This is a genomic window from Janibacter sp. UYMM211 (assembly GCF_040547045.1).
GTDB lineage: Bacteria > Actinomycetota > Actinomycetes > Actinomycetales > Dermatophilaceae > Marihabitans > Marihabitans melonis.
The window spans coordinates 106,530-126,596 of the sequence record NZ_JBEPOY010000001.1 but is presented as its reverse complement, the minus strand read 5'-3'; the positions used below and the strand labels follow the sequence as shown (position 1 = coordinate 126,596).

Annotated in this window: 22 protein-coding genes; 12 read left to right on the top strand and 10 right to left on the bottom strand. The window is 73.0% G+C overall.

All coding sequences use genetic code 11. The features are described 5' to 3' along the window. Positions 1-65: 65 nt before the first annotated feature. Positions 66-1,298: a L,D-transpeptidase gene (locus tag ABIB53_RS00625; protein ID WP_354586699.1), complete on the top strand. Its 1,233-nt coding sequence runs from the start codon at positions 66-68 to the stop codon at positions 1,296-1,298. Positions 1,299-1,304: 6 nt separating this feature from the next. Here the strand turns inward: ABIB53_RS00625 and ABIB53_RS00620 are convergent, their stop codons facing one another. From ABIB53_RS00620 to ctaE, 6 genes are read right to left on the bottom strand one after another with little or no spacing between them, the layout of a single operon-like run. Next, positions 1,305-1,688: a metallopeptidase family protein gene (locus ABIB53_RS00620; RefSeq protein ID WP_354586698.1), complete on the bottom strand. Its 384-nt coding sequence runs from the start codon at positions 1,686-1,688 to the stop codon at positions 1,305-1,307. After that, a complete protein-coding gene (locus tag ABIB53_RS00615; RefSeq protein ID WP_354586697.1) occupies positions 1,688-2,959 on the bottom strand; it encodes a multidrug effflux MFS transporter in 1,272 nt (423 codons plus the stop codon). The genes ABIB53_RS00620 and ABIB53_RS00615 overlap by 1 nt, the downstream gene beginning before the upstream one ends. Before the next feature lie 29 nt (positions 2,960-2,988). Then, positions 2,989-4,716 (bottom strand): cytochrome bc1 complex cytochrome b subunit, encoded by a 1,728-nt coding sequence (qcrB, locus tag ABIB53_RS00610; protein WP_354586695.1) that lies wholly within the window; start codon positions 4,714-4,716, stop codon positions 2,989-2,991. Then, positions 4,716-5,840: a cytochrome bc1 complex Rieske iron-sulfur subunit gene (qcrA, locus tag ABIB53_RS00605; protein ID WP_068275250.1), complete on the bottom strand. Its 1,125-nt coding sequence runs from the start codon at positions 5,838-5,840 to the stop codon at positions 4,716-4,718. Before qcrA ends, qcrB begins: the two co-directional genes overlap by 1 nt. A gap of 36 nt (positions 5,841-5,876) precedes the next feature. Further along, on the bottom strand, positions 5,877-6,668 hold the full coding sequence (gene qcrC, locus ABIB53_RS00600; RefSeq protein ID WP_068275252.1) for a cytochrome bc1 complex diheme cytochrome c subunit: 792 nt from the start codon (positions 6,666-6,668) through the stop codon (positions 5,877-5,879). A 47-nt stretch (positions 6,669-6,715) separates the two neighbouring features. After that, complete coding sequence (gene ctaE, locus ABIB53_RS00595; protein ID WP_068275255.1) at positions 6,716-7,321, bottom strand: aa3-type cytochrome oxidase subunit III; 606 nt, start codon at positions 7,319-7,321, stop codon at positions 6,716-6,718. 144 nt (positions 7,322-7,465) lie between these two features. Here ctaE and ABIB53_RS00590 point away from each other — a divergent pair, with 144 nt between their 5' ends. Together ABIB53_RS00590 and trpD are read left to right on the top strand one after the other, a co-directional pair. Further along, positions 7,466-7,951, top strand: a complete 486-nt coding sequence (locus ABIB53_RS00590; RefSeq protein ID WP_068275258.1) for a response regulator — start codon at positions 7,466-7,468, stop codon at positions 7,949-7,951. A 4-nt stretch (positions 7,952-7,955) separates the two neighbouring features. Continuing rightward, complete coding sequence (gene trpD / locus ABIB53_RS00585) at positions 7,956-9,041, top strand: anthranilate phosphoribosyltransferase (RefSeq protein ID WP_354586693.1); 1,086 nt, start codon at positions 7,956-7,958, stop codon at positions 9,039-9,041. 41 nt (positions 9,042-9,082) lie between these two features. Here the strand turns inward: trpD and ABIB53_RS00580 are convergent, their stop codons facing one another. Then, the gene (locus tag ABIB53_RS00580) at positions 9,083-9,364 is read right to left on the bottom strand and encodes an Lrp/AsnC family transcriptional regulator (protein WP_068275261.1); all 282 of its coding nucleotides are present in this window, start codon (positions 9,362-9,364) and stop codon (positions 9,083-9,085) included. Then, positions 9,361-11,076, bottom strand: coding sequence for a DEDD exonuclease domain-containing protein (locus ABIB53_RS00575; RefSeq protein ID WP_123091939.1), 1,716 nt, complete (start codon positions 11,074-11,076; stop codon positions 9,361-9,363). The genes ABIB53_RS00580 and ABIB53_RS00575 overlap by 4 nt, the downstream gene beginning before the upstream one ends. Before the next feature lie 65 nt (positions 11,077-11,141). Between ABIB53_RS00575 and ABIB53_RS00570 the strand changes: the two genes are divergently transcribed. Both ABIB53_RS00570 and ABIB53_RS00565 read left to right on the top strand, forming a co-directional pair. Next, on the top strand, positions 11,142-12,167 hold the full coding sequence (locus tag ABIB53_RS00570) for a DUF2332 domain-containing protein (protein WP_354586692.1): 1,026 nt from the start codon (positions 11,142-11,144) through the stop codon (positions 12,165-12,167). 166 nt (positions 12,168-12,333) lie between these two features. Continuing rightward, positions 12,334-12,603 carry a hypothetical protein gene (locus tag ABIB53_RS00565; RefSeq protein WP_354586691.1) on the top strand — a complete coding sequence of 90 codons (270 nt, stop codon included), beginning with the start codon at positions 12,334-12,336 and terminating at the stop codon, positions 12,601-12,603. A gap of 68 nt (positions 12,604-12,671) precedes the next feature. Here ABIB53_RS00565 and ABIB53_RS00560 read toward each other — a convergent pair whose 3' ends face one another. After that, positions 12,672-14,459 carry an AMP-dependent synthetase/ligase gene (locus ABIB53_RS00560; RefSeq protein WP_372456484.1) on the bottom strand — a complete coding sequence of 596 codons (1,788 nt, stop codon included), beginning with the start codon at positions 14,457-14,459 and terminating at the stop codon, positions 12,672-12,674. 32 nt (positions 14,460-14,491) lie between these two features. Here ABIB53_RS00560 and ABIB53_RS00555 point away from each other — a divergent pair, with 32 nt between their 5' ends. The 7 genes from ABIB53_RS00555 to ABIB53_RS00525 are packed head-to-tail and all read left to right on the top strand — an operon-like array spanning position 14,492 to position 19,391. After that, the gene (locus tag ABIB53_RS00555; protein WP_354586690.1) at positions 14,492-14,977 is read left to right on the top strand and encodes a hypothetical protein; all 486 of its coding nucleotides are present in this window, start codon (positions 14,492-14,494) and stop codon (positions 14,975-14,977) included. 10 nt (positions 14,978-14,987) lie between these two features. After that, positions 14,988-15,434: an SRPBCC family protein gene (locus tag ABIB53_RS00550; protein ID WP_123091936.1), complete on the top strand. Its 447-nt coding sequence runs from the start codon at positions 14,988-14,990 to the stop codon at positions 15,432-15,434. Positions 15,435-15,450: 16 nt separating this feature from the next. Continuing rightward, positions 15,451-16,458 (top strand): hypothetical protein, encoded by a 1,008-nt coding sequence (locus ABIB53_RS00545; RefSeq protein WP_354586688.1) that lies wholly within the window; start codon positions 15,451-15,453, stop codon positions 16,456-16,458. Continuing rightward, entirely contained in the window at positions 16,455-16,721 is a 267-nt protein-coding gene (locus ABIB53_RS00540) for a hypothetical protein (protein ID WP_354586687.1), read from the top strand. The genes ABIB53_RS00545 and ABIB53_RS00540 overlap by 4 nt, the downstream gene beginning before the upstream one ends. Continuing rightward, positions 16,718-17,704: an ROK family glucokinase gene (locus tag ABIB53_RS00535; RefSeq protein WP_198150366.1), complete on the top strand. Its 987-nt coding sequence runs from the start codon at positions 16,718-16,720 to the stop codon at positions 17,702-17,704. Before ABIB53_RS00540 ends, ABIB53_RS00535 begins: the two co-directional genes overlap by 4 nt. Continuing rightward, positions 17,701-18,699, top strand: a complete 999-nt coding sequence (locus ABIB53_RS00530; RefSeq protein ID WP_123091932.1) for an ROK family glucokinase — start codon at positions 17,701-17,703, stop codon at positions 18,697-18,699. Before ABIB53_RS00535 ends, ABIB53_RS00530 begins: the two co-directional genes overlap by 4 nt. Continuing rightward, positions 18,696-19,391 (top strand): endonuclease/exonuclease/phosphatase family protein, encoded by a 696-nt coding sequence (locus ABIB53_RS00525; protein ID WP_068275294.1) that lies wholly within the window; start codon positions 18,696-18,698, stop codon positions 19,389-19,391. The genes ABIB53_RS00530 and ABIB53_RS00525 overlap by 4 nt, the downstream gene beginning before the upstream one ends. 12 nt (positions 19,392-19,403) lie before the next feature. On the opposite strand, the gene ABIB53_RS00520 is transcribed toward ABIB53_RS00525, so the two are convergent. Further along, a complete protein-coding gene (locus ABIB53_RS00520) occupies positions 19,404-20,009 on the bottom strand; it encodes a hypothetical protein (protein WP_354586686.1) in 606 nt (201 codons plus the stop codon). Positions 20,010-20,067: the final 58 nt, after the last annotated feature.

Here is a 20,067-nt window from a genome sequence, read left to right as displayed (position 1 = left end):
CGCGGCGTCGTCGTCCGAGGACCGGGCCTGCAGGGGCCGCACGAGCAGGGGAGAGGGGCACCTCGATGAGCAGGGGAGCGAAGGGCGGCCGCTGGGCCGCGTACGGCGCGGCAGCAGCCCTGCTGCTGGCCGGGTGCACGTCGGGGGCCGAGGGCACCGAGTCGGCGGGCGCGACGGGCTCGGGCACGAGCGGGTCGGCCGACGGGCAGACGTCCAGCACGACGTCGGCACCCGCCCGGCCCGCCCGGCTGAAGCTCTCGCCTGCTGACGGGGCCCGTGACGTCATGCCCGACCAGCCGGTGACCGTCCAGGCGATGACCGGGCGGCTCGACGACGTGACGGTGCGCACCGCGGACGGGAGCGCCGTCGAGGGGCGCGTCACGGGCTCGCAGTGGACGAGCACGGGTCGTCTGGCACCGGGGTCGCGGTACTCCGTGACGACGCGCAGCACCGGCCCGGACGGCGTCGAGCGCACCTCGCGCTCGACCTTCCGCACCCACGAGCCAGCGGTCACCGCGACCTACGGGATGGTCTACGACGGGCAGACCGTCGGGGTCGCGATGCCGGTGAGCCTGCAGTTCGACTCCGCCGTGACCTCTGCCCGCTACCGCCGGTCGATCGAGAAGGCCGTCACGGTGACCACCTCTCCGCGCACTCAGGGGTCGTGGGGGTGGCTCGACGACCGCCAGCTCATGTGGCGCCCGAAGTCCTTCTGGAAGCCCGGCACGACGGTGACCCTCGACGCGCCGCTCACGGGCTTCCAGACCGGCGAGGACAAGTGGGTCGGCAGCGACGTCTCCGGCACGATGACCATCGGCCGGCAGCAGCTGACGACGGTCGACATCGCGCAGCACCGCCTGCGCGTCACGCGTGGCGGCGAGACGGTGCGCTCCTTCCCCGTCTCCAGCGGCAAGCCGGGCCCGCAGACCGAGACCCGGTCGGGGATGAAGGTCGTCATCGGCAAGCAGGCGGAGATGACGATGGACTCCGAGACGATCGGGATCGACAAGGGCGAGCCGGGCTACTACAAGATCGACACCGACTGGAACGTCCGGGTGACCTGGACGGGGGAGTTCTTGCACTCCGCGCCCTGGTCGGTCGGTGCGCAGGGCTCGAGCAACGTCTCGCACGGGTGCGTCAACCTCGCGCCCGCCGCCGCTCGCTGGATGTACGAGAACTCCATCCCGGGCGACCCGGTGGACTTCACCGGCTCCTCGCGGAAGTTCCAGCCCACCGAGGGCATCGGGGTGTGGCAGTACGACTACGCGGGGTGGCGGGAGCAGAGCGCCCTGCGCTGATCGGGGCTAGCCCCAGCCGAGCGCGTGGAGGCGGGCGTCGTCGATCCCGAAGTGGTGTGCGATCTCGTGCACGACGGTGATCGCGACCTCCTCGCGCAGCTCGTCGAGGTCCTCGCACATCCGGGTGAGCGGCCCCCGGAAGAGGACGACCCGGTCCGGCAGCGACCCGGCCGCCCACCAGGCGTCGCGCTCGGTGAGCGGGGTGCCGAGGTAGATGCCGAGCAGGTCGGCCTCCTCGTCGGGGGGCAGCGTGGGGTCGAGGTGCTCCTCGGTGGGCTCGTCCTCGACGAAGATCGCGAGGTTGTCGGCCATGCGCATGAGCTGCTCGGGCACGGCGTCGAGCGCCTCGTGCACGACCGTCTCGAAGGTCGCGTCGTCGACGGCCTCCACTATGCTGCCGCCTGCTCGGTCGCCGGCCGCGGCTGCGGACGCCGGTCGGGGTCGGCCCACCGGTGCAGCCACCACAGGGCCACGCCGAGGAGCAGCAGGCCGAGGCTGGTCGAGGTGAAGGCGAGCATCGACACCCCGGCCAGCGGCGCGACGAGACCGGCGAGCGCGGAGTTGAGCAGCAGCATGAGGAAGGTGCTCACGGACGCGGCGGTGCCCCGCGCGCGCGGGAAGGCGTCGAGCAGAGCGATCTGGTAGACGGGCAGCGACAGACCGGTCGCGAAGGAGACCATGACGAGACCGACGAGGGCGTAGGGCATCTGCGCCGACGTGCCCGGGGCGGCGGCGAGGACGGCGGCCACGACCGCACCGGTGACGGCGACGACCTGGGCGCTGGCGACGAGCCGGGGGCCGGGCACGCGCTCGGCGAGCCGTCCGCCGACGAAGGAGCCGCTCACCATCGCGACGACCATCGGCACGAAGAGCTGCCAGAAGTCCTGCTCCCCGAGCTTGAGGATCTCCACGACGACGATCGGTGCCCCGGCGATGTAGAGGAACTGCGCGGCGAAGGAGAAGGCGTTGGCCCCGCACAGGACGAGGAAGCGTCCGTCTCGGGCGGCCGCGGCGACGTTGCCCAGGACGCTCCCGACGCGAAGGGGGGTGCGCCGCTCGACGGGGTGGCTCTCGGGCAGGAGGAGCACGACCGCGGCAGCGATGAGGACACCGAAGAGCGCGAGGAACCAGAAGATCACCGGCCACGGGCCGAGGTGGAGCAACCAGCCGCCGAGCAGCGGGGCGATCGCCGGGCCGACGCCGAAGACCATGGCGATGACGCTCATCAGCTGCTGGGCCCGGGGTCCCTCGTAGAGGTCACGCACGACCGTGCGCGAGACGATGGTGCCCGCACCCGCCGAGGCGCCTTGGAGGGCGCGGCACAGCAGCAGGACGGGCAGCGAGGGGGAGAGGGCGGCGCCGACGGAGGCGAGGGCGTAGACGACCGCCCCGCCGACCATGACGGGCTTGCGCCCCACTGCGTCGCTCAGCGGGCCGTGGAAGAGGCTCATCGCGGCGAAGGAGAGCAGGTAGACGCTGACGACCTGCTGCAGCGCGGTGCTGCCGACACCGAGGTCGCGGCCCATCTGGGTGAAGGCGGGGAAGGGGGTGTCGATCGACAGCGGCCCGAACATGCCGAGCACCGCGAGGACGACGACCATGACCGCCACCGGCGCGCTCGAGGCCGCTTGGGCACGACGAAGGGGCCCGGAGGTGGTCACCTCCGGGCCCCCTGCGTCGGGATGGCCGCTCAGCGCTCGCCGGCCTCGACGGTGCGCCGCTCCTGCTCCTGCGCCGGCTCGATGGCCTCGTGGCTGCGACCGTCGTGGTGCGCCGCCTCGAGCTCGGCCGGGGTGACGGGGTTGACCCCACCGGAGTAGTAGAAGCGGGACAGCGCCGCACGGGCCTTGCGCTTGCCCGCACCCTTGCGCTCGACGCCGTTGGCGTCGACGCCGGACTCGAGCTCCAGCGGGGTGGCCGGGTCGTGCTGCACGAGCGTCCAGCGGGTGTACGGGTCGAGCGGCTCGTGCACCTCGTGGAAGTCGCCACCAGGGCCACGCACGATGCGACCGGTCTCGCGACCGTGGAGCACGGTCTCGCGATCGTGACGCTGCAGCGCCAGGCAGATCCGCTTCGTCGCCCAGAAGGCGATGATCGGGCCGACGAAGACGAGCACCCGCAGGATGTGGGTGATGTCGTTGATCGACATGTGGAACTTGATCGCCATGATGTCGTTGCTCGCGGCGAAGAGGAGCACGCCGTAGAAGGTCAGACCGGCCATGCCGATGCCCGTGCGCACCGGACGGTTGCGCGGGCGGTCGAGCAGGTGGTGCTCGCGCTTGTCACCGGTGACCCACGACTCGATGAAGGGGTAGGCGCCCATGACGCCGTACATCACCGGGATGAGCAGCAGCGCGCCGATGGCGACGTTGAGGCTCCACGTGTATCCGAAGGTCGTGAACTCCAGCCAGCCGGGCAGCAGACGCAGCGCGCCGTCGGCGAAGCCCATGTACCAGTCGGGCTGGGCACCGGCGGTCGTCGCGTTCGGGTCGTAGGGCCCGTGGACCCACACCGCGTTGATCTGCACGAGGGAGGACATCAGGGCCAGGGCACCGAAGACGATGAAGAAGAAGCCACCGGCCTTGGCCGCGTAGACCGGCATCACGGGGAAGCCGACGACGTTGTCGTTCGTGCGACCCGGACCGGGGTACTGGGTGTGCTTCTGCAGCGCGACGAGCACGATGTGCGCCGTGAAGAGCGCGACGAGGATCGCCGGGAGCAGCAGGATGTGCACCGAGTACAGGCGCGGGATGATGTCCTCGCCCGGGAAGCCACCGCCGAAGACCGCGTAGCTGAGGTAGCTGCCGATGACCGGCGCGCTGAGCATGAAGCCCTGCGCCGCACGAAGACCGGTGCCCGAGAGCAGGTCGTCGGGCAGGGAGTAGCCGGCGAAGCCCTCGATGAGGGCGAGCATCGACAGCAGGCAGCCGATGGTCCAGTTGATCTCGCGGGGCTTGCGGAAGGCGCCGGTGAAGAAGACGCGCAGCATGTGCACGGAGAGCGAGACGATGAAGAGCAGGGCCGCCCAGTGGTGGATCTGCCGGATGAGCAGACCGCCCTTGACGTCGAAGGAGATGTCGAGCGTCGAGGCGTAGGCCCGCGACATCTCGACACCCTGCAGCGGCACGTACGAGCCGTCGTAGATGACCTCGCCGTGGGTGGGGTCGTACCACAGGGTGAGGAAGACACCGGTCAGCAGGCAGATGATCATCGAGTACATCGCGATCTCGCCGAGCATGAAGGACCAGTGGTCGGGGAAGACCTTCTTCATGAGGTAGCCCACGCCCTTGGCGGAGCCGGTGCGGTCGTCGATCCAGCCGGCGACGCCGCCGACCTTCTTCAGACCGGGTGAGGTAGAGGTGCTGCGGGGGCTGTCGCCTGCGCGCAGGGCGTCGGCAGGTCGTGCTGTGGTGCTCATCAGGACTCACGCTCCCAGAAGCTCGGTCCGACCGGTTCCTGGAAGGGCTGGTCGGCGACGAGGTAGCCGTTCTCGACGGTGATCTTCAGCTGCGGCAGCGGACGCTTGGCCGGTCCGAAGATGACTTCGCAGTCATTGGTGACGTCGAAGGTGGACTGGTGGCACGGGCAGAGGAGGTGGTGCGTGGTCTGCTCGTACAACCCGACGGGGCACCCGACATGGGTGCAGATCTTGGAGTAGGCGACGATGCCCTGGTAACCCCACTCCTGTGCCTTGCGGCCCCCAGGGGTGTCCTGGAAGTCCTCCGGCTTGAGACGCATGAGCAAGACCGCGGCCTTGCCCTTCTCGGTGAGCTTGTGCGTCCCGTGCTCCTCCAGCAGGCCTTCCGGCATGACGTGGAAGACCGAGCCGATCGTCACCTCGCCGGGACGGATCGGCTTGTTCTCGGGGTCCGTCATCAGGCGGAGCTTCTTCTCCGGCTTGACGATGAGACCGGTCTGCTCGTCACGGCGGCCGTTCCACCACGTGACGGACAGGTCGTTCTTGGGCAGGGGCCCCAGGCTGCCGGCGACCTGGAGGACGAGCGGCAGCGGGAAGAGGGCCATGGAGCCCAGGAAGGCGCCCTTGAGGATCGGACGACGGGTCAGCTGGGCCTTCTCGCCGCCCTCCATCATCGTCTCGACGAAGCCGTCGCGAGCCTCCTGGCTGCTGCGCAGCGGGTGGCGCTCCTCGACGCTCTCCTCGTCGGGCATGAGCGTCTTGGCCCACTGGACGGCACCGAGACCGATGCCGAGCAGCGCGAGCGCCAGGCCCACGCCGAGCAGGACGTTCGACAGGCTCGTGCGGCCGACGACGGGCACGAAGGTCTGGGTCTCGACGTCGACGAGGAAGTAGGCGACGAGGAAGATCAGGGTGCCGACCATCGACAGGCCGAAGAGCCCGGCGACGATGCGCTCGGCGCGGCGAGCGGCTCGGTCGTCGAGGTCGGCGGCGCGGTGGACGTGCGGCGGCAGGCCGGGGTTCTCGAAGCGGTCCGGCACCCCGCCGGTGCCCTGCACGTGGCCCTGGTCCAGGCGCACCGCGGTCCCCGCGGTGTGCTCTGACTCGGGAGTGTGGTCGGTCATCGTCTTGGTCCTTCTCTGATCAGTCGTGGCGGGGGCTCAGGCGGACTTCTGCCCGAGCCAGACGGCGGCGGCGACGAGGCCGCCGAGGCCGATCGTCCAGATGAAGAGACCCTCGGGGACGGGACCGAGCGACCCGAGCGGGTTGCCGCCGGGGTTGCCCGCGTCCTGCTGGGCCTGGATGTAGGCGATGACGTCGCGCTTGTCCTCGGGGGTGAGGTTCGCGTCGTTGAAGACGGGCATCGACTGGGGGCCGGTGAGCATGGCCTCGTAGACGTGGCGACCCTCGACGCCCGCGACGGCGGGGGCGTACTTGCCACGGGTCAGCGCGCCACCGGCGCCGGCGGAGTTGTGGCACATGGCGCAGTTGACGCGGAAGATCTCGCCGCCCTTGCCGGCATCCCCCTTCGAGGCGTCGGTGTACTCCTCCTCGGGCACCGCGGGACCGGCGCCGAGGGAGGCGACGTAGGCCCCCATCTGGTCGATCTCCTCCTGGGTGAACTTCACCTGCTCCACGCGGGGGGCCTGCACACCGGGCTTGGCCAGGGGCATGCGACCGGTGGCGACCTGGAAGTCGACGGAGGCGGCGCCGACGCCGGCCAGGCTCGGGCCCTTCTCGTCGATGCCGAGGCCGTTCGTGCCGTGGCACGTGGCGCAGTTGGCGGTGAAGAGCTTCTTGCCCTCGGCGACGTCGTCGACCGAGCTGCGGCTCGTCGCGCTGGCGTCGGCCTGCGAGGGGGAGACCGCGGCGTACGCGGTGCCGGCGAAGAAGAGGCCGAAGAGGATCAGCAGCGCCAGGGCAGCGGGGTGGCGGCGGTTGATCGAGGGCATGCGTCGTCCTGTCCTGGTGGGGGAGTCGGTCGAGGTCATGGCGCTGCTCAGCCCAGCAGGTAGATCGCGGCGAAGAGCGCGATCCACACGACGTCGACGAAGTGCCAGTAGTACGAGGTGACGACCGCTCCCGTGGCCTGGGAGTGGCTGTAGTGCCTCGTCGTGAAGGTGCGGCCGATGATCAGCAGGAAGGCGATGAGCCCGCCCGTCACGTGGATGCCGTGCAGACCGGTCGTGAGGTAGAAGACCGAGCTCCACGCGTCGGCGGACATCGTCACCCCTTCGCTCACGAGCTTCGCGTACTCCGTCACCTGACCGGCGACGAAGACCGAGCCGAAGATGTAGGTGAGCACGTACCACTCACGCATGCCCCACTGGCCGACCTGCAGCAGGCTGCCGGTGCGCGAGGGGATGCCGTCCTCGGCCTTGAGCACGCCGAGCTGGCACCACACCGAGGAGACCACGAGGATCAGGGTGTTGATCGCGGCGTACTGGACGTCGAGGATCGGGACCCGCTCGGCCCAGAGGTCCGGTCGGGTCGCGCGCAGCGTGAAGAACATCGCGAAGAGACCCGCGAAGAACATCAGCTCGCTGGAGAGCCACACGATCGTCCCGACGGAGACCATGTTGGGCCGGCTGACCGGTCCCGTCATGGGGTCCGACGGCAGCGGCGCGGGCGCGGTCGGGGAGAGTGATTGAGCAGTGGCCACGTCGTCATTATGTCCGACGGGGCGGGCGATGTGCGCGCACCCCCCGTGTGACGTGCGGCGAACGGCTCGCGGGTACCATCTGGGCCCATGAGCGCTTCCTCTGCGACGCCCGGCAGCACCGTGGCGACCACCGGTCCCACCGCCGCGGCGCGGCAGGTCACCGTCCTGCTCCACAGCGACGACATCACGGTGCGCGACACCGTCCGCGCGGCGGTCGGCCGTCGACCGGCACGCGACGTCGAGGTCGTCTCCTGGCACGAGTGCGCGACGGCCCCCGCGGTGGTCGAGGCGGTCGACGCCGGCGGCTTCGACCTGCTGATCCTCGACGGCGAGGCGGCCAAGACCGGTGGCATGGGTCTGTGCCGCCAGCTGAAGTCCGAGGTCTACCGCTGCCCGCCCGTCCTCGTCCTCACCGGGCGCCCCCAGGACGGCTGGCTCGCGACGTGGTCGCTCGCCGACGCCGTCGTGCCGCACCCGCTCGACCCGATCGCCCTCGCCGACGCCGTGGCCGCCCTGGCCCGTGGCGGCTCGGACGACGTGGCCCGGCCGGTCGACGGCCCCGACGCGGGCTGACCGCGTGACCCAGGTCCCGGCGGCGTCCTCTACGAGCACCGTCCCGGACGAGAGCTGGCCCGACATCCTCACGACCCTCATCGAGGGCGAGGACCTCACGACCCAGCGCGCCCGCTGGGCGATGGACCAGGTGATGGCCGGCGAGGCCGACCCGATCGCCGTCGCCGGCTTCCTCGTGGCGCTGCGGGCGAAGGGGGAGAGCGTCGCCGAGCTCGAGGGTCTCGTCGACGCGATGCTCGCGCGCGCCGTGCGCATCGACGTGCCCGGTGAGACCGTCGACATCGTCGGCACCGGTGGTGACCGGCTCAACACGGTGAACATCTCGACGATGTCGGCCATCGCGCTCGCCGGCGCCGGGCTCACGGTCGTCAAGCACGGCAACCGTGCGGTGTCGTCCTCGTCCGGCTCCGCCGACGTCCTCGAGCGGCTCGGCGTCTCGCTCACGCTCTCGCACGACGCGGTCCGTGCGGTCGCGCTCGAGGCGGGCATCACCTTCTGCTTCGCCAACGCCTTCCACCCCTCGATGCGGCACGCCGCACCGGCCCGCGCCGGGCTCGCCGTGCCCACGGCCTTCAACCTGCTCGGCCCGATGACGAACCCGGCGCAGCCGCGCTACTCCGCCATCGGTGTCGCCAACGCGCGCTTCGCCCCGCTCATCGCTGGGGTCTTCGCGGCGCGCGGGCGCGAGGCCGTCGTCTTCCGCGGCGAGGACGGCCTCGACGAGCTGAGCCCCGCCGGGCCCTCCCAGCTGTGGTGGGTACACGACGGCGAGGTCACCCCCGGACGCGTCGAGCCGGAGGACGTCGGGGTGACCCGGCGCTCCCTGGCCGAGCTGCGCGGCGGTGACGGCGCCGCGAACGCCGAGGTGGCCCGGGCCGTCCTGCGCGGCGAGCAGGTGCCGGCGCGCGACGCGGTGCTGCTCAACGCCGGTGCGGCGCACGCCCTCGCGAGTGCCGGCGGCTCCGCGGTCGAGGACCCGGTCGCCGCCATCGCGCGCTCGGTCGAGACGATCGCCGAGGTCCTCGACGACGGGCGTGGCGAGGCCGCGCTCGGTCGGTGGGCCGAGGCGAGCCGCCGTCACGCGGGCTGACGGACCCGGCGGGCGCAGCGGGTGCCTCCGCGCCCGTGTGCTCAGCCCTCGAGGCCGAGGCTGAAGGCCGCGTCCAGGTCGTGACGGCTGTAGGTGCGGAATGCGATGTGCGTCGACGTGCCGATGATGCCCGTGACCTTGTTGAGCCGGTCGGCGATGACGTCGTTGAGCTCCTCGTGCTGGCTGACCCGCACCATCGCGATGAGGTCGGCGTCCCCGGCGACGGAGTAGACCTCGCTCACGCCGTCGATCTCGGCGATGCTCTGCGCGACCTCGGGGATGCGGTCGACGTCGGCGTTGATGAGGACGATGGCGGTGATCACGACGCCCAGCCTAGGGCAGGGGCCAGCTCGTCCTGCGCTGCCGCGGCGCCCCCCACGGGGCAGGTCCACGTGCCCTCGATGTCGACGACCCGGGTGCCCGGCTCCTCGAGCCAGCGCAGCAGCAGCTCGGTCTCGTCGGGCAGGGCGGAGTCGCCCGGGACGGCCGGCGGGGGCACGACCTCGGCGCTCGCGCGCAGGGCCTCGACGTAGGGCATCGGGTCGGCGCCGCGCGGGGCGCTCGTGCTGCCGGCCAGGCGCCCGTGCCGGATGCACACGAGGTCCCAGCCACCCACCGGCGAGCGCCGCGCGGCGACGAGCTCGGCGGTCGCGAGCAGCGGGCTGGCGCGCTGGCTGCGGGCGACGCCGCGCACGAGCGCCGCGAGCCGGTCGCGCACGGTGCCGGCGTCCTCGTAGCGCTCCTGCCCGGACAGCTCGCTCATCCGGGCCTGGAGCCCGGCGAGGACGGGACGGGCGTCGCCGCGCAGCGCGGTGCGGGCCTGGGCGACCGTGCGGCCGTATCCCTCGACGTCGACCCCGCCGATGCACGGCGCGGCGCAGCGGCCCATGTCGGCGAGCACGCACGGCGAGCTGCGCCGGGTCGGGCTGATCCGCACGAGGCACTGCCGCAGCGGGACGACCTCGTGCAGGGCCTGGACCGCCTCGTCGGCCGAGCTCTTCGAGCGGAAGGGGCCCATCCACTCCTCGTCGCCGGCGTGCACCCGCTTGACGACGGACAGACGGGGGAAGGGCTCGTCGGTGAGACGGACCCACCACGCCCGCTCGGGGTGCCGGGAGCGGCGGTTGTAGCGGGGCTTGGCCGAGGCGATGAGACGCAGCTCGCGCACCCGCGCCTCGAGGGTCGTCGCGCACGGGATCGGGGTCACGGACTCGGCGATGCGCACCATCTCCGACATCCGCGAGCGCTGCTCGGAGGCGGTGAAGTACGAGCCCACCCGGGTGCGGATGTCGACGGAGACGCCGACGTAGAGCGGGCGGCCCTGACCGTCCTTGAAGACGTAGACGCCGGGCACGTTGGGCAGGTCGCGGGCGAGATGGCGCTTGCGGCGCTGCTCGGGCGTGACCCGGCTCGTGTACGACGCGAGCTCCTCGAAGGTCGTCACGCCGAGCGACCCGAGCCGGCCGATGAGCCCGTGGAGCACGTCGACGGTCGCCCGCGCGTCGTGCAGCGCGCGGTGGTCGGGGGTCGTCGTCGCCCCGAAGGCGACCGCCAGCGTCGAGAGCTTGTGGTTGCGCACCTCGTCGCGGCGCATCACCTGACGGGCGAGGTGGACGGTGTCGAGGACGTCGTGGCGCGGCCACGGCATCTCGGCGGCGGCGCACGCCGCCTTGAGGAAGGAGATGTCGAAGCGCGCGTTGTGCGCGACGAGGACCGCCCCCTTCGCGAACTCGAGGAAGGAGGTGACGGCGGCCGCCGACCGGGGGGCGTCGCGCACCATCGCGTCGGTGATGCCGGTGAGGCTCTGGATGAAGGGCGGGATCGGCTCGCCGGGGTTGACGAAGGTCTGCAGCTCGCCGATCACCTCGCCGCCGCGCACCTTGACCGCGCCGATCTCGGTGATGCCGCAGTCGCGCGGCGAGCCCCCGGTGGTCTCGAGGTCGACGACGACGAAGGTGACGTCGCGCAGGTCGGTGCCCAGGCCGAGCGTCTCCTGCACGGCCAGGGCCGGTGCACGTGTCGCCTCGGTGGTCATGGGTCGAACCGTAGGCAGAGCCGGTGACAACGCCACGGACGACACACGGGACCTAGCCTGATCGGGTGCTGCCGACGAGCGACCTCACCCAGACCGCGGACTTCTACCGCTCCTTCGCCCGCGACCAGGCGGAGGGGGAGTCGGCCACCTACGTCGAGTGGGGCGAGGGGGTCGCGGCCGACGAGGAGCTCCTCGGCCGTCTCGCCGAGCTCGAGCCGCCGCGGCGCCAGCCCAACCTGCTCTTCGCCGCGGCCCGCTGGCACGGCGCGCCCGCGCCCGGCGGGTACCGCCCGATGCGCGACCTCGTGCTCCGGGAGTGGTCGCAGGTGAGCGCGACGATGCGCCGGCGCTCGACCCAGACCAACGAGCCGGGCCGGTGCGCGACGCTCCTGCCCGTGCTCGCCGAGATCGCCGACGGCGCGCCACTCGCCCTGCTCGAGGTCGGCGTGAGCGGCGGGCTGTGCCTCCACCCGGACCGCTACGCCTACCGCTACCTCGACGAGGACGGGCACGAGGTCGCCGAGGTCGGCGAGGGCAGCCCGACCTTCGAGTGCGTCGTCGACCCCGTCGCCGCCGCTCATCTGCCGGACGCGTCACCGCACGTGAGGTGGCGCGGCGGTCTCGACCTCTCGCCGCTCGACGTCACCGACCCGCAGACCCTTGACTGGCTGCGCGTGCTCGTCTGGCCCGAGGACGTCGCCCGGCGCGTGCGTCTCGACGAGGCGGTCGCCGTCGTCGGCCGTGAGCCCCGGACGACGGTGCAGGGGGACGCGGCCCGCGACCTCGGTCCGCTCATGGCCCGCGCCCGTGAGGAGGCGCCGGATGCCCGGCTCGTCGTCTTCCACACGGCGGTCGCGGCGTACTTCGACGATGCCCTGCGGGCGGCCTGGCCGGAGCAGGTGGCGAGGCTGTGCGCCGAGCACGACGCGGTGTGGGTGAGCAACGAGGGGCCGACGGTGCTCCCCGGGGTGGCCGCGTCGGCGGCCGCGCCGCCGCCGAGCGCCCGGCACTTCTGCCTGGGCGTCGACGGGCAGGCCCGGGCGTGGACACACGGCCACGGGCGCAGCCTCACCTGGGTCGAGCGGGTCTGACGCGTCCGTCCGGTCGCGGGCGGCGGGCGAAGGGGGGCGCCTCGCCCGCCCGGTGCGCCGGGGTCGCGCAGCGCTGTCGGTGCTCGCTCGTAGCGTGCGTCGTGCCTGGTCATCCGACCCGGCGAGCACGAGCACACCGGGTCGAAGCGACGCACAGGAGGACACGATGAAGCCAGACGTCATGCGTGTGGACTGCCGCACCTGCCCCGTCCAGGGGATCGGGTGCGACGACTGCATGGTCACCGCCCTGCTCGACCCCCGCTCCGCGGGCGTCGAGCCCGAGCTGGCCGCGCAGGTGCCGCTCGACCCGGCCGAGCGGGAGGCGGTGGGGCGCCTCGTCGCCGCGGGGCTCGTCTCGGCCGGCACCGCCGACCGCGCCGTCGCGCAGCGCGAGCCGTGGTCGCAGTGGGAGCTGCTGCACCGCGGGGTGGGCTGAGCCGCGGGGTGGGCTGAGCAGGGCCGGCCGCCCGACGCACCTCGACGGGCGAGGTGCGCCGTGACGGATCAGCCGTAGAGCGCCTCGACCTGGTCCTCGTAGTCGCGCATGACGACGTTGCGCTTGAGCTTCAGCGAGGGGGTGAGGGTGCCGTTCTCCTCGGTGAAGTCCTCCTCGAGGACCGCGAACTTGCGGATCGACTCGGCCTTCGAGACCGCCTTGTTCGCGTCGTCGACCGCACGCTGGATCTCGGCGAGCACCGTCTCGTCGGTGCGGGCCTGGGCGACGGTGATCGCGCCGAGACCGTTGTTCGCGGCCCAGCCGGGGAGCATCTCCTCGTCGATCGTCACGAGCGCGGCGATGAAGGGCTTGCCGTCGCCGACGACCATGCACTGGCTGACGAGCGGGTGGGCGCGCAGGCGGTCCTCGAGCACCGCCGGGGCGACGTTCTTGCCGCCCGCGGTCACGAGGATCTCCTTCTTGCGGCCGGTGATGCGCAGGTAGCCGTCCTCGTCGAGCTCGCCGAGGTCGCCGGTGTGGAACCAGCCGTCGACGACCGCCTCGGCGCTCGCCTGCTCGTTGCCGCGGTAGCCGCGCAGGACGTTGAGGCCCTGCACGAGGATCTCGCCGTCCTCCTCGATGCGTACCGAGACACCGGGCAGGGGCGGGCCGACCGTGCCGATCTTGACCTTCTCCGGGATGTTGACGCTCAGCGGTGCGGTCGTCTCGGTGAGCCCGTAGCCCTCGAGGATCGTCACGCCGACGCCGCGGAAGAAGTGACCCAGCCGGGTGCCCAAAGGGGCGCCGCCGGACACGGCGTACTGGACCCGACCACCCATCTTCGTGCGCAGCTTCGCGTAGACGAGCTTGTCGAAGACGGCGTGCTTGATCTTCAGACCCAGCGGCACCGAGCCCTTGTCGAGCGCCTCGGAGTACGCGACGGCCGTGTCGGCGGCGCGCTCGAAGATCGCGCCCTTGCCGTCGGCGGTCGCCGTCTCGTTGGCCTTGTTGTAGATCTTCTCGAAGACCCGGGGGACAGCGAGGATGAAGCTGGGCTGGAAGGCCTGGAAGTCGTCGAGGATGTTCGCGATGTCGGCGCTGTGGCCCATCTTCGCCTCCGCGGTGACGCACAGGACCTCGATGAAGCGGGCGAAGACGTGCGCGAGCGGGAGGAAGAGCAACGTCGAGGCGCCGTCACGGGCGACGACGTCGCCGAGCTTGGCAATGGCGTTCTCGGCCAGGCCGAGGAAGTTGTCGTGGGTGAGCTCGCACCCCTTCGGCCGACCGGTCGTGCCCGAGGTGTAGATGATCGTCGCGAGGCTGTCGCGCCCGGTCGCGTCGAGACGCGCCTCGAGCTCGGAGTCCTCGATCTCGGCACCGCGCTCGCTCACCGAGGTGAGGTCGCCGTTGTCGATGACCCACGTGTGCTGCAGCGTCGGCACGCCGTCGGCGACCTGGCGCACCGTCGCCGCGTGGGCGGCGGTCTCGACGACGAGGGCGCTCGCCCCGGAGTCGGCGATGATCCACTCGACCTGCTCGGCCGAGCTCGTCTCGTAGATCGGCACCGGCACCGCGGCGGCCATCCACGCGGCGAAGTCGACGAGGGTCCACTCGTAGCGGGTGCGCGCCATGATCGCGACACGGTCGCCCGGCTCGATCCCGGCGGCGACGAAACCCTTGGCCAGACCCCGGACGTCGTCGAGGAACTGCGACGTCGTGACGTCGCGCCACGACCCGTGCTCCTTGATCGCGAAGGCCACGCGCTGCGGCGCGTTGTCGGCGTTGCGCTGGGGCAGCCGGCCCAGGGAGTCACGAGGATCTCCCTCGACCAGCCGGGGCATCACGCTGTCTTGCACGGGATCTCCTTCGTCGACGACGGCGTCAGGGTGTGGGCCTCAACCTAGACCAGTGGGTAGCGTCCTCGACAGCAGACTCGGCAGATGGTGACGAGGTCCACCCCTGGCCGGGCACGTGGCGCACGAGGTGGGAGGACGCGATGCGGGTCGGCCGGGTCGACGTCGTCGACGACACCTTCGTGCGCGGCGCCGCCGAGGACGTCCGCGCTGCCCTGGACGCGCGGGGCCTGCCGGACCCGGGCGCGACGGGCTGGCCGCGGGGGTGCGGGGTCGGCGAGGTCGAGGACCGCGGGCCGAAGGGGGTGCGCTGGGTCTCGACCGGGAGGCTCGTCGGGAGCATGGAGATCTGGCTCGAGCCGGTGCTCGGCGGGACCCTCGTGCACCACTACGTCCGCGGCACGGGCAGGCACCCGTGGCGCTCGCCGGCGACCCTCGCCCGGGACCACACGGTGGGGTGGAAACGGCTCGTCCACGAGGTCAAGGACGAGATCGAGGGACGGGCGCAGAGCGCCGGGTAGTCTCGCCGCCATGGCAGACAGCACCCGCTCGACGATCGTCATCCAGGCCCCCGCGGGCGAGGTCCTCGACGTCATCGCCGACCTCGAGGCCTACCCGCAGTGGGCCAAGGAGATCAGGGAGGTCGAGATCCTCTCCGAGGACGGCGACGGGTGGCCCGACCGGGCTCGCTTCCGCCTCGACGCCAGCCCTATCAAGGACACCTACACGCTCGACTACTCGTGGGACGTCGACGAGGCAGGCCTGGGCGTCGCGTCGTGGACCCTCGTCGAGGCGACGATCCTCAAGGCGATGGACGGCTCCTACACGCTCGAGGACGAGGGCGAGGGCATGACCCGGGTGACCTACGACCTGCTCGTCGACGTCACCATCCCGATGCTCGGGATGATCAAGCGCAAGGCCGCGAAGGTCATCACCGACACCGCGCTCAAGGACCTCAAGAAGCGGTGCGAGGCCTGACCGGGGCCGACCGGGGGTGAGCGCGCTGCACCTCGTCACCGGTGGCGACGAGCCCCGACGACGGGTGCTCGTCGCCGACCTCGTGGCGCGCCGTCCGGGCGCCCGGGTCCTCACCTGGGGCGACGACAGCACCCACGAGGACGCCCGCGACCACGCGCCGGCAGCCCTCGCCGTGCTCACGACGAGCGCCGAGGACCTGCTGCTCGCCGCCGAGCTGCCCGGCGAGGTCGTCCGCGACCTCACCGCCGTGCTGCGCGACGGCGACCTGCTCGCCCTGCTCGGGGCCGCGGCGGTGCTCGCCAGCGCCCCGGGCGAGGACCTCGAGGACGTCGTGCTCCTCGTGCCCCCCGGCAGCGACCCGGCCCGTCTCGTCGCCCTGCCCGACCGCGCAGCCCGCCTCGCGCGCTCCCTCGTGCCCCTCGTCGCCCGCTGGGACGCCGTCGTCGCCCCGGCCGGCATCGGGCTGCCCCGCCCACCGGCCGCGACGATCGACGCGCTGCGCGCCGTCGCCCACCTCATGGACCTCCTCGACGCCCGGCTGTGCGGCGACGCGATCGTCCACCACCTGCCCGCCAACGGGCTCGTCGAGGCCGGCCGCACCGCCGAGCTCGCGCTGGCGCTCGCCCTCATGGGCCGCCGGGTCGCCGACCCCACCGCGGCCGTGGACCAGGCCATGGACCCGGCCCGGGACGGCTCGAGACACGACGGGTCGTCACCCGACGCCTCGGCGGCGGGCGCGCCGGACCCTGACGGTGCGGCGGCCGCCGCGCCGGATGCCGCCGGTGCCGCCGGTGCGGCGGGGGAGGCGTCCCCCTTCGTCCTGCGGCTGTCCCTGCCCGGGCTCACCGCGCGCGACATCACCCTCGAGCGAGAGGACGACGACCTCGTCGTCACGGCCGGCCGACGCAGCCGGTGCACCCGTCTGAGCCCGCTGCACCGTCGGTGCCGGGTCGTCGACGCGAGCATGCGCGCCGGTGTCCTCACCGTCGAGCTCGAGCCCGACGAGAGCGTGTGGCCGCGATGAGCGGGCCCGACCCGCTCGCCGGGATCCTCGAGGCGCTGCTCGACCAGGTGCGCGCGGCCGACGCCGACGACCTGCTCGACCGCCTGCGGCGCGTCGACCCGGCGAGCGCCGACCGCGTCCTCGCGGGCCTCGTCCTCGCCGGCGAGGGTGTCGCCCACCTCCTCGGCGAGGGCACCGAGCCCCCGCCCCGCCCCCCTCGCGCGCGCGTGGTCGTGCCCGTGCGTGACGAGGACCTCCCCGACCACGGCAGGATGACCTCGTGAGCGAGCACGCACCGACCATCGGCATCGACATCGGCGGCACGAAGATCGCCGGAGCGCTCGTCGCTCCCGACGGCGCCGTCCTCGCCCGGGCGAGGGTCGCGACCCCGGCCGACAGCACCGAGGACATCATCACGGCCACGAGCGGCGTCATCGCCGAGCTCGTCGCGGCCGCCGACGGGCCGGTCTCCGCGGTGGGCCTCGCGTGCGCCGCTTTCGTCGACGGCGCCCGCGGCCACGTGTGGTTCGCCCCGAACATCGCCTGGCGCGACGTCGACCTCGGCGAGCGGGTCGAGCGCCTCGTCGGGCTGCCGGTCGTCGTCGAGAACGACGCGAACGCCGCGGCCTGGGGCGAGCACGTCTTCGGCGCCGGGCGCGACGTCGACGACATGGTCCTGCTCACCCTCGGCACGGGGGTCGGCGGCGGCTGCGTCTCGCACGGGCGCCTGCTCACCGGGGCCTTCGGCATCGGTGGCGAGCTCGGCCACGTCGTCCTCGACCCGGACGGCCCGCGCTGCGGCTGCGGCAACCGCGGCTGCCTCGAGGTCTACGCCTCCGGCAGCGCGCTCACCCGCTCGGCCCGCGAGCTCGTCGAGTCGGCCTCGCCGATCGGCGAGGCGCTGCGCCGACGCTGCGGGGGAGACGCGTCACGGCTCAAGGGCACCGACGTCACCGAGCTGGCCGAAGGGGGAGACCTCGCCAGCGTCGAGCTCCTCGAGGAGGTCGGCACCCGGCTCGGCCACGGCATCGCGACCGTGTGCGCCGTGCTCGACCCCCGCCTCGTCGTCATCGGCGGCGGTCTGTCCGCCGCGGGCGACCTCGTCCTGGCCCCGGTGCGCACCGCCTTCGCCCGCCACCAGATCGGGCGGGGTCACCGCCCGTCGCCCTCGATCGTCCTCGCCGAGCTCGGTGACGACGCCGGGGTCGTCGGCGCGGCCCACCGAGCGCGCACCGTCCTCGCCGAGCGCACCGGGGGAGCGGCATGAGCGGCGGGCTCACCGTCGGCGTCGACATCGGCGGCACGAAGGTCTCCGGAGGGCTCGTCGACGAGACCGGCACGATCGTCGGGCGCACCCGGCGCGACACCCCGCACCGCTCGACCGCCCCGTCGGTCGTCGAGGACGCGATCGTCTCCGTCGTCGAGGAGCTGCTCGCCCAGACCGAGCGCGACGCCGTGCGTGCCGTGGGCATCGGCGCCGCGGGCTTCGTCTCGGCCGACCGCAGCCGGGTCGTCTTCGCCCCGCACCTGTCGTGGCGCGACGAGCCGCTGCGCGAGTCGCTCTCGCGCCGGGTCCACCTGCCGATCACCGTCGACAACGACGCCAACGCCGCCCTGTGGGCCGAGCACCGCTTCGGCGTGGCCCAGGACACCAGCCACGCCGTGATGATCACGCTCGGCACCGGCATCGGCGGGGCGCTGCTCGTCGACGGCGTGCTCATGCGCGGCCGCTACGGCATCGCCGGGGAGTTCGGGCACATGCAGGTCGTGCCGAGCGGTCTGCGCTGCGAGTGCGGCAACCGCGGCTGCTGGGAGCAGTACTCGTCGGGCAACGCGCTCGTGCGCGAGGCGCGTGGCCTCGTCGGTGCCCGCTCGCCGGTCGCGAGCGACCTGCTCGCCCGCGCCGACGGCGACCCCGCCAACCTCACCGGCCCGATGATCACCGAGGCCGCCCGCGCCGGCGACCGCACGTCGGTCGAGCTGCTCGCGGAGATCGGCACCTGGCTCGGCGTCGGCATGGCCAACCTCGCCGCGGCCATCGACCCCGAGGTCTTCGTCGTCGGCGGAGGGGTGAGCGCCGCCCAGGACCTGCTGCTCGGCCCGGCCCGCGAGGCCTTCGGCCGTCAGCTCACCGGGCGCGGCTACCGCCCGCAGGCACGCATCGAGGTCGCGACGCTCGGCCCCGACGCCGGTCTCATCGGCGCGGCCGCGCTCGCCTCGGACTCGCTCGACCACCCCGGCCCGGCGGGCCGGCCGGCATGAGCCTGCGCGTCGCGTCGTACAACCTGCGTGCGCTGCAGGACGACGTCGCGGCGCTGGCCCGCACCGTGCGGGCGGTCGACCCGGACGTCCTGTGCCTGCAGGAGGTGCCGTGGATCCCGCCGGTGGCCACGCGGGTCACCGACCTCGCGCGGCGCTGCGGCCTGGTGTGGTCGGGCCGCGACCACCGCAGCGGGCAGACCTCGGTGCTGACGAGCCTGCGCACGCAGGTCCTCTCGGTCACCCACCACCCCCTGCCCGCCCGCCGCGGGGACCGGCGCGGCTACGCGGTGACGCGGGTCGCCCCCTTCGGTGGTCCGGCGGTGAGCGTCGTCAGCGTCCACCTCTCGCTCGACGCCCCGGAGCGGGTGCGTCACGCGCGCCAGATCCTCGCCTCGCTCGACGCGCTCCCCGGCCCGGCGGTCCTCGCGGGCGACCTCAACGAGCAGGAGGACGGGCAGGCCTGGCAGCTCTTCGGCCAGCGGATGCGCGTGGTCAGCCCGCTCACGCCCACCTACCCGGCGAACCTGCCCGACCGCGTCCTCGACGTCGTCTTCGCGACCCCTGACCTCACGGTGCTGCCGCACCAGGAGGTGCCGTGGCTCTACGAGGACCTCGTCGCCGCGAGCGACCACCGACCCGTGTGGGTCGACCTCGAGGTGCCGGGCGCCCCGACCGCGTCCGGAGCCGGCTGAGCCGGCGCGACGTCAGAGCCGGGCGCCGTCGTCGCCGTCGTCGCGCTCGCGCGGCAGGCGGGTGACGAGCGCGCCGAAGCCGACCACCATGAGACCGATGCCGAGCCAGGCCCACCACGGAGAGACACCGTCGCGCCCGAGGACGGCGACGACGAGCATCACCGGGCCGAGGACGAGACCGACGACCGCGAGCCAGAAGGTGCGGTCGGTCGCCGGCGGCAGGGCCGCCGTCGGACCGGGCACGAAGGGCTCGGCGTCGTCGTCGCCGAGCACCGCGTCGACGACCGAGGTGGCGTCGGCACGCCACGGGGTCGGGGGCACGGCGGGCGCTGCCGGCCGGGGCGGGTCGACGTCGTCGTCCTCACGCGGCTCGCACGCCGGGGGAGGGCTGCGGAAGCTGCGCGGGTCGACGGCGCGGGGGTAGTCGAGAGGTCGCTGCGGGGTGCTGGGGGCGGGTCGTCCGGTCTCGTCGTGCTCGTCGGCAGGCCCGGGATCGGTGTCCTCATCGGCACGAGGGGCATCACGAGGACCACGCTCGGCCTCCAGCCGGGCGACGATGTCGGCGAAGGCGGCGTCGACCTCGTCGGGTTCCATCGAGGACGGGCTCACGCCTGTCATCGTCGCACGTCCGTCGCGCCGCGTCAGCGGCCGGTAGAGTGCGAGCCGCCGACGAGGA